Source organism: Providencia sp. PROV109 (assembly GCF_033681625.1).
Lineage (GTDB): Bacteria > Pseudomonadota > Gammaproteobacteria > Enterobacterales > Enterobacteriaceae > Providencia > Providencia hangzhouensis.
On sequence record NZ_CP096320.1, the window covers coordinates 916,266 to 931,256 of the forward strand.

General features: G+C 39.9%; 9 protein-coding genes and 1 pseudogene. 4 read left to right on the top strand and 6 right to left on the bottom strand.

Annotation, left to right across the window (positions count from 1 at the left end; all coding sequences use genetic code 11):
- Positions 1 to 207 precede the first annotated feature (207 nt).
- Genes hpaE through M1F25_RS04120 form a run of 3 tightly spaced genes read right to left on the bottom strand, consistent with a single transcriptional unit; the run spans position 208 to position 3,082 of the window.
- Entirely contained in the window at positions 208 to 1,674 is a 1,467-nt protein-coding gene (gene hpaE / locus M1F25_RS04110) for a 5-carboxymethyl-2-hydroxymuconate semialdehyde dehydrogenase (RefSeq protein WP_004905295.1), read from the bottom strand.
- The gene (locus tag M1F25_RS04115; RefSeq protein ID WP_181489344.1) at positions 1,674 to 2,453 is read right to left on the bottom strand and encodes a fumarylacetoacetate hydrolase family protein; all 780 of its coding nucleotides are present in this window, start codon (positions 2,451 to 2,453) and stop codon (positions 1,674 to 1,676) included. Before M1F25_RS04115 ends, hpaE begins: the two co-directional genes overlap by 1 nt.
- A complete protein-coding gene (locus M1F25_RS04120) occupies positions 2,453 to 3,082 on the bottom strand; it encodes a fumarylacetoacetate hydrolase family protein (protein ID WP_096864818.1) in 630 nt (209 codons plus the stop codon). The genes M1F25_RS04115 and M1F25_RS04120 overlap by 1 nt, the downstream gene beginning before the upstream one ends.
- 430 nt (positions 3,083 to 3,512) lie before the next feature.
- On the opposite strand from M1F25_RS04120, the gene hpaR reads away from it, so the two are divergent.
- From hpaR to M1F25_RS04140, 4 genes are all read left to right on the top strand, one after another.
- Positions 3,513 to 3,968: a homoprotocatechuate degradation operon regulator HpaR gene (hpaR, locus tag M1F25_RS04125; RefSeq protein WP_004905292.1), complete on the top strand. Its 456-nt coding sequence runs from the start codon at positions 3,513 to 3,515 to the stop codon at positions 3,966 to 3,968.
- A gap of 522 nt (positions 3,969 to 4,490) precedes the next feature.
- Positions 4,491 to 6,272 carry a ShlB/FhaC/HecB family hemolysin secretion/activation protein gene (locus M1F25_RS04130; protein WP_232368722.1) on the top strand — a complete coding sequence of 594 codons (1,782 nt, stop codon included), beginning with the start codon at positions 4,491 to 4,493 and terminating at the stop codon, positions 6,270 to 6,272.
- A 24-nt stretch (positions 6,273 to 6,296) separates the two neighbouring features.
- Positions 6,297 to 11,420 (top strand): DUF637 domain-containing protein, encoded by a 5,124-nt coding sequence (locus tag M1F25_RS04135; RefSeq protein WP_181489346.1) that lies wholly within the window; start codon positions 6,297 to 6,299, stop codon positions 11,418 to 11,420.
- Between the two features lie 12 nt (positions 11,421 to 11,432).
- Positions 11,433 to 11,792, top strand: a complete 360-nt coding sequence (locus tag M1F25_RS04140; RefSeq protein WP_004905285.1) for a hypothetical protein — start codon at positions 11,433 to 11,435, stop codon at positions 11,790 to 11,792.
- 537 nt (positions 11,793 to 12,329) lie between these two features.
- Here the strand turns inward: M1F25_RS04140 and M1F25_RS04145 are convergent.
- The 3 genes and pseudogenes from M1F25_RS04145 to M1F25_RS04155 all read right to left on the bottom strand — a co-directional run.
- Positions 12,330 to 12,587 (bottom strand): annotated as a pseudogene (locus tag M1F25_RS04145) (choline transporter); the annotation flags it as partial.
- A gap of 555 nt (positions 12,588 to 13,142) precedes the next feature.
- Positions 13,143 to 14,066 carry a tetratricopeptide repeat protein gene (locus M1F25_RS04150; RefSeq protein WP_094962179.1) on the bottom strand — a complete coding sequence of 308 codons (924 nt, stop codon included), beginning with the start codon at positions 14,064 to 14,066 and terminating at the stop codon, positions 13,143 to 13,145.
- A gap of 13 nt (positions 14,067 to 14,079) precedes the next feature.
- The gene (locus M1F25_RS04155) at positions 14,080 to 14,385 is read right to left on the bottom strand and encodes a hypothetical protein (protein WP_004905280.1); all 306 of its coding nucleotides are present in this window, start codon (positions 14,383 to 14,385) and stop codon (positions 14,080 to 14,082) included.
- Positions 14,386 to 14,991: the final 606 nt, after the last annotated feature.

Below are 14,991 nucleotides of genomic sequence, written 5' to 3' on the forward strand. Positions count from 1 at the left end.
TAGCGGTGTTGGCCGCACAAAACCACCCTAATCACATACTCATGTATGCTCATAGGGATGATTTCGCTTGCCGCCTAGCTACAACTCAAACTATTTAGGGTAAGGAACGAGTTTACCCATAATTTGTTGTAGCTATTATTTATCATGAATCATTTACAGTTCAAATTTTCATGGGTATCTAATTGATAAATAAAATAAATTTATGAATCACACACCCCAGCGAGGGATGTTGTGGTCTCCGTAGGAGATACACACGTTCTTCATTTCTGCGAACACTTCGAAGCTGTACTCGCCACCTTCACGACCTACACCGGAGGCTTTGACACCACCGAATGGTTGGCGCAGGTCACGCACGTTTTGGGTGTTAACAAACACCATTCCAGCTTCAATACTGCGTGATAAACGTAAAATCTTGCTGACATCTTGCGTCCAAATATACGAAGCAAGGCCGTACTCAATATCATTTGCCATGCGTAAACCGTCTTCTTCAGATTTAAACGGAATTAAACAAGCCACAGGCCCAAAGATCTCTTCTTGGGCGACACGCATGCGGTTATCGACATCAGCCAGTACGGTAGGACGTAAGAAATTACCGCCTTTGAGGTGGTCAGGTAGGTCAGTCGGTTTGTCTGGGCCACCCGCTAACAAGGTTGCGCCTTCTTCCATACCTAAACGAATATAACCCGAAACCTTGTTCCAGTGCTGCTGGCTGATCAATGCACCCACTTGGGTTTTCGGATCGTTCGGGTCACCGACGATCAAGCGGTTTGCACGTTCCGCAAAGCGTTTAACAAACTCAGGATAGATACTTTCTTGGATGAAAATACGTGAGCCAGCCGTACAGCGTTCGCCATTAATGGAGAAAATCGTAAACAGGGCAGCGTCTAGTGCACGCTCAATATCCGCGTCTTCAAAGACCAGTACCGGTGATTTACCCCCTAATTCCATGGAATACTTTTTCAAGCCTGCATTTTGCATAATAGTGCGGCCAGTAGCCGTGCCCCCAGTAAAGGAAACCGCACGGACATCATGGTGTTTGACTAAAGCATCTCCCGCAGTGCTACCGTAGCCTTGAACCACGTTCAAAACGCCTGCTGGAATACCGGCTTCCAGAGCCAGTTCACCAAGGCGATTCGCTGATAATGGTGATAACTCAGACATTTTCAGAACCGCAGTATTACCCAGTGCTAAACAAGGGGCGGTTTTCCATGTTGCGGTCATAAATGGCACGTTCCATGGGGAAATCAGCGCACAGACACCCACAGGTTGAACCAAGGTGTAGTTCATCATCTTGTCATCAACAGGGTAAGTACGGCCATTCATTTGCTGGCAAATTTCAGCAAAGAATTCAAAGTTGTGTGAAGCGCGTGGGATCAACACGTTTTTAGTTTGGTGAATAGGCAAACCAGTGTCTTTGGTTTCCATTTCTGCAATTTGCGGGACATTTTCGTCGATCAATTCACCAAGGCGACGCATTAAGCGAGCGCGCTCTTTCATCGGGGTATTGGCCCATTTCGGAAATGCGTCTTTCGCTGCGGCAACGGCTTGGTTGATTTCGTCTTGTCCACCCGCTGCGACTTCAGCGAGTACTTCACCCGTTGCAGGGTTGGTGGTTTCAAAATAGTCTTTGCTAGCAACGTTTTTACCGTTGATCCAATGATTAATCTTAGTCATTACACACGTTCCTCATAGTCTTTTTCGCTGATAATGGTGTTGACCAGTTTGCCAACACCTTCAACTTCAACAATGACTTCGTCACCCGGCACGACATCAGACAACCCTTTTGGTGTCCCTGTCGCAATCATGTCTCCCGGTTGCAGTGTCATAAAGTCACTGAGGTAAGCAATTAAAAATGGAATATCGAAAATTAGATCGGCAGTGGTGCCTTTTTGACGTAATTCACCATTAACATAGGTGTATAAAGCCAAGTTATGGGGATCTTTAATGGCGTCTTTATCGACAATCCAAGGGCCGATCGGCGTTAAGGTATCGCGGCTCTTAACACGTAAATTTGGGCGATAATAGTTCTCTAAATAGTCACGGATCGCATAGTCATTACACACGGTATAACCTGCGACATAATCCATGGCATCTTCTCTTGAGACCTTGTGAGCCGTTTTTCCAATCACCACCACTAACTCAGACTCATAATGCATATATTCAACATTATCAGGACGAACAGAAACTTGGCGGTGGCCCGTTAAGCTGCTTTCTGCTTTTAAGAAAATTAAAGGTTCTTCAGGTGGCTTAAATTCTAATTCGGCAGCATGGTCTGCATAGTTCAAACCAAGGGCAAATAACGTCCCTTGAGCAGGGGGTAACCATTCAACATCAGGAGAATCACCCGCGATCACATCCCCATTAGGTAATGTCATGGCTTCGTTATCACCAACAGTGACGGAATATTCAGTGCCTTTAAAAAGGATTTTGGCGCGTTTTGTTATCGTAGACATTATTTTCCTCCTGCTGCCACAACGGTATTTTTCAGGCTAGGAAAGCCTTCCGCTTGGATAACCACGTCATCACCGGGTTTGATGGTGACACGTTGCTGTGGCGTTCCGAGCAGGATCACATCCCCTTGCTTTAAGGTGGCGAAGTCACTTAATGCAGCCACTAACTCGCTAGCATCGCGGATCAGATCTTTTGTTGACCAGCGATCCACTTCTTTGCCATTCACTAGGGTGATGATATCGACAGGAGTATTTAGCGAAGTAGCCACCATTTCACCGATTGGGCAGAAAGTATCACGGCATTTTGCTTTAATTGCAGGGCGATAGAAGGTGTCTTCTGGCAAGCTCACTTCATTTGCCAGCGCAAACCCAGCAATAAATTGATGAGCATCCTCTTTACTGACTTTGCGTGCATTTTTACCGATCACCAAAGCAAGCGTAGCGCCACTTTGCACTTCTTCACCTACAGGGTGCAAAATTTGCTCGCCTGAATTGATACGCGTATTACGCGGCTTAATAAACCACACAGGGGTTTTTGGTGGGGTCTTATAAGGGGCTTGCTGGAATGCCTCAAGCCAGTGGCTAAGCTGGCTTTGATGATTGAGGGCAACGGCAAATACAGTGCCTTTCATTGACAACTCCTTAATGAAAAGAATTCAACTTTCGAGTAATTATTAATATATTAATAAAGTATAATTTTTAAATTAGCAATAGGTTTATGGAAATGTTAATTTTAATTGTGATCTCATTAACATAATTGAGTTGTCTTTTTGTAAGGTGCTGTTATAAATGAATTTATTATTTTTTCAATTTTTTTTGATTTACAAAAAATTAACTTTAAAGTTGGATTTTAAATTATTTACTCATTAATATTTTAGGGTTTTTCTTTGAGATTGTTATTTGACCGTGCTACTCTTGAATAAGGCAAATTGGCGATGTAGAAATTCATGGTGATAACCAAAGGTTTCACTAAAGCATTGTGCCAATAAAGCACTGTGGCAGCCGCCATAAAATACCTAAATTAGGCTAAATAACGTTAATTAAGTGGTGAGTTTTAAGCTTATGCATGAATCATTGACAATTGCATTATTGCAGGCAAGGGAAACCGCTATGGGTTTTTTCCGGCCGATATTAAAGTCGTATAATTTGACTGAACAGCAATGGCGTATCATTCGCGTTTTAGCTGATAAGCGTTCAATTGATTTTCATGAATTATCAGTCCAAACCTGTATTCTGCGCCCAAGTTTAACGGGGATCCTAACCCGTATGGAGCGCGAAGGTTTAATTTTCCGCTTAAAACCGTTGAATGATCAGCGCAAATTATATGTCTCTTTGACACCAGCAGGGCAAGAACTGTATGACAAAGCACGGCAGGAAGTGGAAGAAGGTTATCAAAAAATCGAGCTGGCTTTTTCGCCAGAGAAAATGCAGCAATTAACCGCGTTGTTGGATGAGTTAATTGCTTTAGAGAGCCCAGATTATAGTAATATCGCTGCTGATAAGAGAAAGAGCGCCTAAATTTTCGTCATATTTCGAGCTCTAGCTGTGTTGGCTTCTTTCGGCTATTTGGGTCACATACTGATGTATGCTCCCCAAACTATCCTCAATTGCCGCCTTGCTAGAGTTCGAACTATTTAGAAAATTAATTTGTCTTCGTCATATTTCGCATTGTGACATTGTTGCTGGCGCTGGCTACTGGGTCACATATTGGTGTGTTTTCATCGGACTTTCTTCAATTGTCGCCTTCTTATAATTCGAATTATTTAGAACATAGTTATTACTTAAATAATTCACTTTTCCGTTTAGATTCGCTGAAGTTCAACTTCATTTATACTTTTAGTTGAGTAGCCAATCCCTCACTGTCATATCTTATTTGTAATTGTGAAATTACCTATAGGTTACTTGTGACAAACTCTTCAGAAAAATCATTCCTAATAAAATCAAATGATTGATTTTCAGTATATGGCATTAAATTTTATTATTAATTGCGGTTTGGTTAGATTAATATAATAAAATGGCGGAAAAAAAATCATATTAAGAATGAAAGTATTAATTTTTAGTCATGGTGGATTTTTTTATCTAAAAACAGTTAATGAGAATAAGTTACATTACGGTAAATTTACTGTTCGTAACGAAAATTTAGATAACATGACAAAATATCAAATTATATGGCGTTTATTATACTTATCGTTGTTTATGATTTCGCCTTATGGCTACACGGAAAATCAATTATTCCCTTCCACGAATGAAAGTATTCAATTTGAACAGAAACAACGGTTAGAATCGGAGTTAACCCAACGTAATCTATTGGAAAAACACAATGTAATCACTGTTGATGATACTTTTTCCAAACACGGTCAAGATGAAATTTGTTTCCCGGTCGATAAGATCCAATTTGTCGGTGCCACACAACTCACCAGTAAAACTCAGACTCAGTTAACCTCACCTTACTTAAAACGCTGCCTCACGCTAGGTGAAATACATGAGCTCACTAAGCATGTGACTAATTACTATATAGAACAGGGGTTTATTACCTCTCAAGCCATCATTCCTGAGCAAGATTTATCGTCACATCATCTCGCCATACAAATGATTGAAGGAAAGATTGAAACTATCGAGATTGAAAACTCCCCTAAGCGTTTAGCTCATCAAATATTCCCTCATCAACAAGGAAAAATATTAAACCTACGGCATATTGAACAGGGGTTGGAGCAACTCAACCGGTTATCGTCCGCTAAGTACACTATCGATATCCAGCCAGGAAGCCAAAGTGGCTACTCTCGGATTATTATTCACCAGCAAGGGAAAAAGTGGCCTATCACGGGCCAATTGAACTTCGATAATTCAGGGATGAAAGCAACAGGAAAACAGCTGATTACCGGCGGTTTGACGGTAGATTCCCCATTAGGGTTTGGTGAGCAGTGGTCAGTCTCGGCCAATACCGATATGGATGGAAGTACATCCCATCATAATCGTTATATCGTTGCGAATGTGAATGTGCCTTATGGTTATTGGTCATACCGTTACCAATTATATCGTAATAATACATTACAGCCGTTTTATACATTGGATCAGCAATACCGTTATGAAGGCAAAAATACCAACCAACAATTTGATATCAGCCGCTTAATTTATCGCGATGGAAAACAGCGTCTAACCTTACAAGGCAGTTTGAAACATAAAAATGCCCGCACTCAGCTAGCTTCCCAAACCCTGAGTATCAGCAGCCCAACCTTAACCTCACTCTCGTTTACCCCGCAGTACAGCACTACCCTCGGACAAGGCTACTTCACGTTAAACCCTGCTGCTGAATGGGGAATATCCGCCTTTGGCGCCTCACCGGACACCCTCGCGAAAGACTCACCGCGCAGCCATTACCGCAAATTCAGTCTAAGCATCAGTTATCAGTATTTTTTCGCTAATGGTTTGACTTATTTAACCTCATTTTACGGTCAATATTCGCCCGATAATTTATACGGCATTGAACGCATAAGTATTGGAGGCCAGTATTCTGTCCGTGGCTACCATGAGCAGTCTTTGAGTGGTAACCGAGGTGGCTATTGGCGTAATGAAATCAATAAAGGCATCGCTAATACGGCAATTGGGCAACTGCGTTTTATCGGAGCGCTAGATTACGGGTTTATTGCCTCAGATAAATACCACGTTGAACATGACACTTTAGCCGGCGGAGCCGTTGGCCTCTCTTTTACAGGCAATAGCCTAATTTATTCTCAGTTTCTACTCAGTAAACCTTTGCATTATCCCTCACAACTTAAACCAGACAATTGGTCGGCTTATTGGTCGGTCTCATTCTCTCTGTAGCTTTACGTTTTTAAAGGATTATTTATGCTAAATGAACAATTACCTTCTCGCTCTAAGCGGATATTAAGTTACACCATTATTTTCTTAACCGCAGTCTACCCCTTACATCCCGCTTGGGGAGCAGCCATGACGGCGGCAGATAAAAACACCCAAATCAGCCAACAAAATAACGTCCCGATTATTAATATCGCCACGCCGAATGGGGCAGGAATATCCCACAATAAATTCCAACAATTTAATGTCGATAAACAAGGTGCGGTACTCAATAACGCCACCACTAATGTGAATTCCCAAATTGCAGGGCAAATCAAAGCCAATACGAATTTAAAGGGAAATGCCGCTAATCTGATTATCAACGAAGTTACCGGCAGTAGCCGCTCAGAATTACAAGGTAAGTTGGAAGTAGCAGGCAAAGGGGCGAATGTCTTAATTGCTAACCCGAATGGCATTACCTGCAATGGCTGTAGCTTTGTGAATACCCCTGCGATTACCTTAACCACGGGAAAACCTATTCTGGATAACAAGGGGGTTTTGTCTGCGGTTGAGGTGAAAAAAGGCAGTGTGGTTATCGGCGCCAATGGCATGAATGCCGAAGCGCAAACTTATGCCGATATTATCAGCCGTGCCACCGAATTGAATGGGCAAATCAAAGCCAAGAACCTGACCCTGATGCAAGGCACCAACCGTGTTGATTTTCAAAAAGGCACCGTAACACCGATTGCGGGTGAAGGGGCAAAACCCAGTATTTCCGTAGATACCAAAGCACTGGGTGGGATGTATGCCAATCAAGTGAAATTGGTGAGTACGGAATCAGGGGTGGGGATTAACCTCAGTAATGTGCAAGCCAACCAACATGACCTGACGTTAACTGTCGATGGCAAAATTACCCTTGCCGGCAATATTCAAGGGAAAAAAGACATCAATGTCAGCACCAAAAACCTGCAGATTAACGCCAATGCCAACGTGAATGCCACCAAAGACATCACATTAGCCACCAACACCCTCGCCAATAACGGCAAAGTTACCGCAGGCAAGGATATGCGTGTCTTTGCCGATTCAATAAGCAATACGGGCAATAGTGCACTTATTCAGGCACAAGATAATTTGTGGATGCAAAAAAATGCCAAGGGGGATTTGAGTACGCTGATTGAGAATAAATCGGGGACGATAAAGACCAATGCAGGGGATTTGGTGGTTCGTACGAAGCAATTGACCAACATGTCGTTAAATACCCACTACAAGGAAAATACGATACAACCGACCTCCACAAGTAAGAACTTATTAATAGACCGAGTTAGAGAAGGAGGCGGGAATTATGATGTGGTCATGAATGCAAAGTTGGTTAACCCTCTTCCTAATAAGTGGTTCGGTGTAGCTGATTTTTCAAATGCATTTTATAAAGAGGGTGTTTTAGTCAATACAGGTCAAAGTATTTACTCTGATGATTCAGTTCGGCTCGGAGAAATAGTTAGCGGTGGAAATGCTTATCTTAATGGTAATCAAATCACTAATGATAACGGTATCATTTCTGCTAAGAAAAATTTAATTTTAACCGGTAATACTTTAGATAACAGTCAAAATATTGGCTGGAAAAAATACACCTATAAAAATTATGTCATCGATCCTTCGAACAGTGGAAGTGGAATAGTTAATATTAGAAATATCAAAGAATTAATTTTAGAAACGCATTATAAAATACAAGGTGATGTGTTCATTTTGGAATTGATTGATAATGTAAAAACAAAGAAAGGGTTACATTCAGGTGCGAATCTCATCCTCGATTTTAAACATTCGATCAGCAGTGAGAACAAACTACCTATTACCTCATCACTGATCTCAAAAATAAATCACATCGATTCCCCCGCTTATTTAATGTCAGCAAAAAATATTATTTTAAATTCTAATAATATAAATATTTCCACCAACTTACAGTCTGAAAATGATCTGTCTATCATTGCAGGTCAAAACATTAATATTAATCATGCACAGCTCGTTGCAAAACAATCACAAAGCCTAATTGCCAATAACGACCTTAACCTTAAACAGGTTAATTTAACGGCTAAAGACAGCACCTTAATTGCGAAAAATGGCGATCTTCAATACAGTTTAAACCCCGTTTCTGCCTTTAAAGACAATGTATTATCGCCCCCGGTTATCAACGCCGCAAACTCGTTACATATCCAAGCCGGTAAAAATATCACTTTTGATAATGCGCAGTTAGCCAAAACGAATAAACTTACCCTCAGTGCCAATGACAATATTGTTATTCATCGCGATGAATCCGATTTAATGAAACTCGCGGCATCAGAGCCTGTCGCCAATATCAATGTGTTACTCACAAAAATAGGAAATTGGACAAGTTCAGGGGAAATAAACCTCACCGCAGGCAAAAATATTGAAGCGCGTGGCATTGCTTTCAACAGTGGCAAATTACTGACGTTCAATGCAGGCCAAGATATTTTATTAGGCTCAAAAGCCATAAAAGATGTCGATAATGTATTTAAAACCAATCGCTATCCAGAGTTGCGTTCTCAGCTCATCGCGAATGGCAATATCACGTTAAATGCCGCTCGTGATATTGACTTGCAGTCGGCTAACCTTCAATCCACAGACAAGGTCATAGCGCTTTCAGGTCGTGATATTAAATTAACGGCTACCGCTTACTCTGCCATTCCCAACCCCAGTGAAGATAACCAAGATGTGCGTTATGTGACCTCGACACTTTCCGGAGATAAAGGCGTCACTCTGGCCTCCAATGGCGCACTCACTGCACAAGGTAGCACAATCAAATCCCTAAGTGACATCACACTCTCAAGTGGGGGAAATGTACGCTTAGAGTCAGTTAAAACGAACTATCGAAAACAGTCAGGGAAAAAATTTGAAGAGTTATATCGCCAAATTGGCACTGAAATTAACAGTGGTAAAACCCTGACCATTTTGTCAGAGGGGAGCATTCTTTTCCAAGCCTCACGTCTCGTTGCCAAAGGCGCGATGGATATTGCAGCAAAAGGCGGCTATCTCTACGCCCAAGCCATGGAAGAAAGCAGTTACTTCGAAGAGTATAAAAAGAAATGCAATAGATGGACGCTTTGTATTACGAAAAAGGAAGTGAGAAAAACACGCAGTGATAAAACCAATAAAGTCACTGAGTTTACTGCTGGTGGCGATATTAATCTGTATGCCAAGGATGATGTCACATTAGAAGCGACCAAAATTAATGCGGGCAAGAATGCCAAAATCACCAGCCAAACGGGCAAGGTCAATTTTAAAGCGGTCAAAAACTCGCAATTTGAACAGGTGATTACAAATTCTAATGGTTTTTATATCACCCAACGTAATAAAGGCTATACCTCAGATAAATGGGTTTTACCTGCATTGCATATTGGTGGAAAACTAACAGTTGATGCGAATAAAGGGATCACTGCGGATGTTAAATCGAAAAATGGTCAGAGCTTAGAAAATGCCTTAGAGGCTCTTGGTAAAACAGAAGGTACACAGTGGCTTGCAGGCTTAAAAGACCGTGAAGATGTTCAGTGGAACTTAGTTAAAGACGCCTATGACAGTTGGGATTATAAAAGCCAGAGTTTAAACCCGGTTGCTGCTGCGTTGATTATGATAACCGTTGCAGCGATGACGTCAGGTACAGCAACTAAATTTGCGGCTTGGGCAGCATCCGGTAGCAGTGGTACGAGTGCTGCAGTGATATCAGGCGCGGCTTACTCTGGTATGACAGCTCTTTCAACACAAGCAGCGATCGCACTGGCTGAAAACCAAGGAAACCTATCGAAAGCGCTTAATTCACTAGGTAAAAGCGAAACAGTTAAATCTATTGTTGCTCAAATGGTGATCTCCGGGGCGCTTAATGGTTTAGATGTCAAAATGGGATGGACAAAAGGGAATCCGGGGAATGCTAAGTTACCTTTATTAAGTAATGGGGATTGGAATAAGGTTGCTCAGCGTGTTGCCGCGCAATCTGTGATTAGTTCAACCGTGAATACTACAATCCAAGGTGGCAGTTTTACCGATAACTTTAAGAGTGCCTTACTCAGTAATATTGGCAATCAGGTGAATGCGGAAGGTGCAAAGTTAATCGGTGATAACGGAGAAATTTTAGGGCATACAGGCAAATTATTAAGTCACTCAGTTGTTTCAGGGATTAGCGCTGAAATTGCAGGCGGAAATGCAAAAGGAGCTATAGTGGGTAGTCTTGCTGTTCAGTTAGCAGGGGTCACACTAAACAACAATTTAATTAATGAAAAAGAATGGCAAAAAGATTCTGAGAAATACGCTCAATTATCCCGCGTGTTAGGGGGATTTGCGGGTGCAATATTCACTGGTAACGCAGGAGGGGTCTACAGTGGTGCGGACTCGGGAGAAAGTACCTTCAGGTTTAATCACTTACTTCATGAACTTGCAATGGATTTTGATAATGAAATGCAAAAGTGTGCTGGTAATACAAACTGCGAAGCTACACAAATAAAAAAATATGCTATGTTCAGCTTAATAAACAGTGGCAATTTAGATTTAGAAATAACTAATAACCCATTAGTTACACAAGATATCACTAAAACGAGAATATCAAATGCATTTGATTTAGCTAAAAGGCCTTACTGGGCTAGTTATCTAGGTTTTGATGTCATGCAAAATGACCTAGCAAAACAATACTTAATGTATTGGAACTTACAAGACTTAAATAAAATAAACGCAAAAACACCGGGTTGGACAAAAGCAGCAGTATTAATATCAGATCCTGAAATACAAGCCTCAGTTATTTCATTAGGTTGGATAGGAAAACAACTTATACAAAAGAGTGTATTTACAGTGTCAAAACTAGGCTCTGATGAAATAACATTAATGATAAAAAGTACACAAACGGGCCTTAAAAATCCTAGTCAAATAGATCAAATGAAAATAGATATGCTCAGCAATAACTATAGATTCACTGCACCAGAAGGTATTATTGCTGGATACGTCGATAAAAAAGGTATTCATTATATATCAGAAGGCAATCATAGAATGGTAGCAGCTAAAGAAATATATGTTAAAACAGGTGACTCGCAGTATATTAATAAATTGATTGAAAATGGTAGATGGACTGTAGTTGAATCTGCTCCTGCTGGAGCAAAACCATTACCATCTAGAAACTAATAGGGTAATATCATGACAAAAAATGAAATATATGTAGACATGTTATTTTGGATCCTTCCATACATAAGAAATATTCAATCTCAGGATAAAAAAATAAAATCTAAGGATTTATCATGTTATTATGAATCTGAGCTAATACATAACTTACCAAATAAAATTCTAACGAATGAGTTCACTAGTAGTGATATATCATTTTTAAACTACCAAGCTAAATACTATTATGAAAATTGCACTCCGAAAATCAGTGTGCTTTACTCAAAAAATATAGAATATATTAAAATGTTATTTATTTTAGTACCTGATGAGTTAAAAGATCAACTAACTTGGTCAGGTCCACAAAATAATTCTATAGTTAATCAAGAAACGAATTAGCGTAAAATTTAATAGTTATTCATTCATTGTGGCGTTAATTTAAATATCCTAAATATTATATGGAGAGTGTAGTGGTACAGTGAACTTAACTAGTTAAAAATAAGTCTAATATATTGTTTTTAATGAATTTTAACTCCTTGTATCCATGATGGGTTCCGGTGTGGAACCTATAATGGGGAGCAGACCCCGAAAATCAACTTCTTCTTGTGAGTGGTAGATATTTAGCAAAACGATTAACTGATTTTACTATTAATTACTTTAGTCGAAATTCGTCTATAAAAACAATATCAACCTCAGAGATTGGAATGAAATGGTATTTACAAGGAGAGGGTAATACTCAAGAAATATTATGTGAAGATACGATCGCTAAAATCTTACCAGACTTAGCTAGCGTAAGTAATTTATTATCAAAAATGCAAATGTCATAAAATAGGATTCTATTGCATTAATAGACAATTGAATAAACACAGGCGGCTATAATTTTAGCCGCCTGTGAATTCTTATCGACACATTTTAGGTAATGTTTCTTTTTTGGGACTACTTACCCAGTAAGTGCAAGAAATGAATATGTTTTTCATATTGGTCTAGGATATCGTGAATGATCTGCTCTTTTGCCCAGCCGTAGTCTTGCCGACCTTCTTTTAAGTGAATCTCAGCACGATAGTAGCGTTGCACCTCGCTCTTTTCATCATCACTTTCTGTCCCCATACCTGCTAAAGCAAAGGCTGGTTGAATATAGTAACGGAGGAGAAATTCATAGAAAAAGTTCATATCGTCGCCTAAATCGACTTCAAAGCTAAATTACCAGTCCTTCCCACATGATTTAAATAACAGAGCAGTCGGTTTCTATATCACAATCAGCAACAACGGCAATAATGCGAGGCTCAAGTTGCGTTTTAAACTCATCGCAAATGGTAATATTACGTTAAATGCGGCCCGTGATATTGACTTGCAGTCGGCCAACCTTAAATCCACAGACAAGGTCATAGCGCTTTCAGGTCGTGATACTAAACTATCCTCAATTGCCGCCGTGCTAGAGCTCGAATTATTTTGAATACCAATTTGTTTTCGTCATATTTCGCATTGTGGCATTGTTGCTGGCACTGGCGTGCGGATATACTTAATCGTTATGCAGCCATTTTGGTCGGCAGGCGTTGGTCTATCACATCTTGAATCACATTTAGCCGTTTCACATCTTCCAATGTAAAAAATTCCGCTCTATAAGCAGTCATGTGCCCCCCTTAATAGTTAGCTTACGTGACGGACACCTTAACTTAGCCCAGAGCGGACATTACAATTTTGCTATTACAGCGTTTGATCGCTTAAGCTCCTTTATGTTAACACTATGTATTAATTACTTTTTTTATGCATTTTTTTATCTAAGTAGTCAATCCGTGATTGAATATCGGTGTAACCTAGTTGATAAGCTCTCTTGTATAAGTTGATCGCCTTCTCATAACTTTGAGGAACACCTAGTCCCTCCTCATACATTAAGCCCAAATTAATTAACCCGCCAAGCCCTTCTTTATTTGAAGCATCTTGATAGAGCTTTACTGCTTTATTGATATCGACTTGAACACCAAAGCCATGCTGATAAAGCAACCCCATTGAATTCATTGCCGCGGGATCTCCGTTTGCAATGCCTATTTCATAGCATTTTATTGCCTCATCATAATTTTCTAAATCACCGTACAAATAACCTAATCGAGTAATCGCAAAATCATTACCGAATTTAATCGATTCTTTATACCATTTTTCAGCCAACTTAGTGTTTTTCTCTCCTCCTCGACCATCTCTATATAAATCACCTAAACTCATCATAGCGCTGCTTGATTTATGCTTTTTAATTGCTATTTCAAACATTTCTTTAGCTTTGATGTAGTTATTTTCGTATTTATATAATATACCTAAATTGTAGTCTGCGGAGGATGACCCAAGTTCAGCGGCTTTTTGATAAAGTAAAATGGCCTCATCTTTTCTCCCTTGGTCTTCTGTTAGCATTGCTAAACGATTCATCCCGTTTGCATCATTCTTATCTGACAGTCTCTGATAAATTTCCTCTGCCTTTTCGAGATTTTTTGCGACACCAGTACCCGTTTCATAAAAACGCCCGACGATTAATAAAGCCTCATCATCCCCTTGTTTTGCTAAAGCCTCACACGCAAGAAAATTATTCTCTTCAGGAATACATTTAATCGCAGGTTCAGAATAAGACAATACGGGATTGCATAAGAGTAGGAATACTGTGACTATTGTAATTTTATTGTTTAACATAATCAAAATTCACCTAAGAAAAGTTTTCATAGGGGTCATAAACAAACCGCAGTAAATAGATAACCTCAACATTTTCTTGCATGACACGAGGATTTCGAGATACCCGAGATTTTAGAATAAAATCCATCCCTCGTAGAGTCGGAGGGATTACACCAAGTTCTGCTGCTGTATCTATTGTTCGTTTAACACCTTTTACTGATGTTACGCCAAAATCCTCTGTTCCTTTTACCCAGGGATTACTGAGTGCCGTTTTAACCGAAGGTTCATCACCATCACACCGATAATAAATTGATTCATCTAACCCGTTAGGGGTAAACATTCATTGGAGCGATTATGTGCGCTTTTAAGGTTTTTCAAAATTCGACGATAAATAGCCAACCTTTTTTCCATAGCTTCATTAGCATCCATGATTTCACCGTTTTTGCAGTAAAACCACTCTAAATCCCCACACTGCATACAATCCCCCACCTTATCCTTAAGTTAAACTTAAATCATAAATGAAAGAGAATTAAATGAATACATTTAACTTTGTGTTTATTGATTACCATAAGACCCATTATGCTAAACGAGCAAGTTTAGAGAATAAAACAGCCCGTTAGACATCATAAAACCGCCTCAGCGCGTTTTTAGCAACGTTGAGATTGAATGCGAAAACACACTGAAATCGTCGAAAAACATAAACCTGTTTTGTGGTGATTAACGATTTAACCAACCGAGTCAACGAGGGTCGTAGCCGAATCAATTAGGAAAAAGACACGTGGTCATGTCTGTCTATTTGAGGGATAAAACTTTCTTCTACTACGCCAGATTAGCTTGTGAAAAATATTTAAAAGTTCATTCGGAAGACTTAGCTAGCGTAAGTACTTTATTATCAAAAATGCAAATGTCATAAAATAGGATTCTATTGCATTAATAGACAATTGAA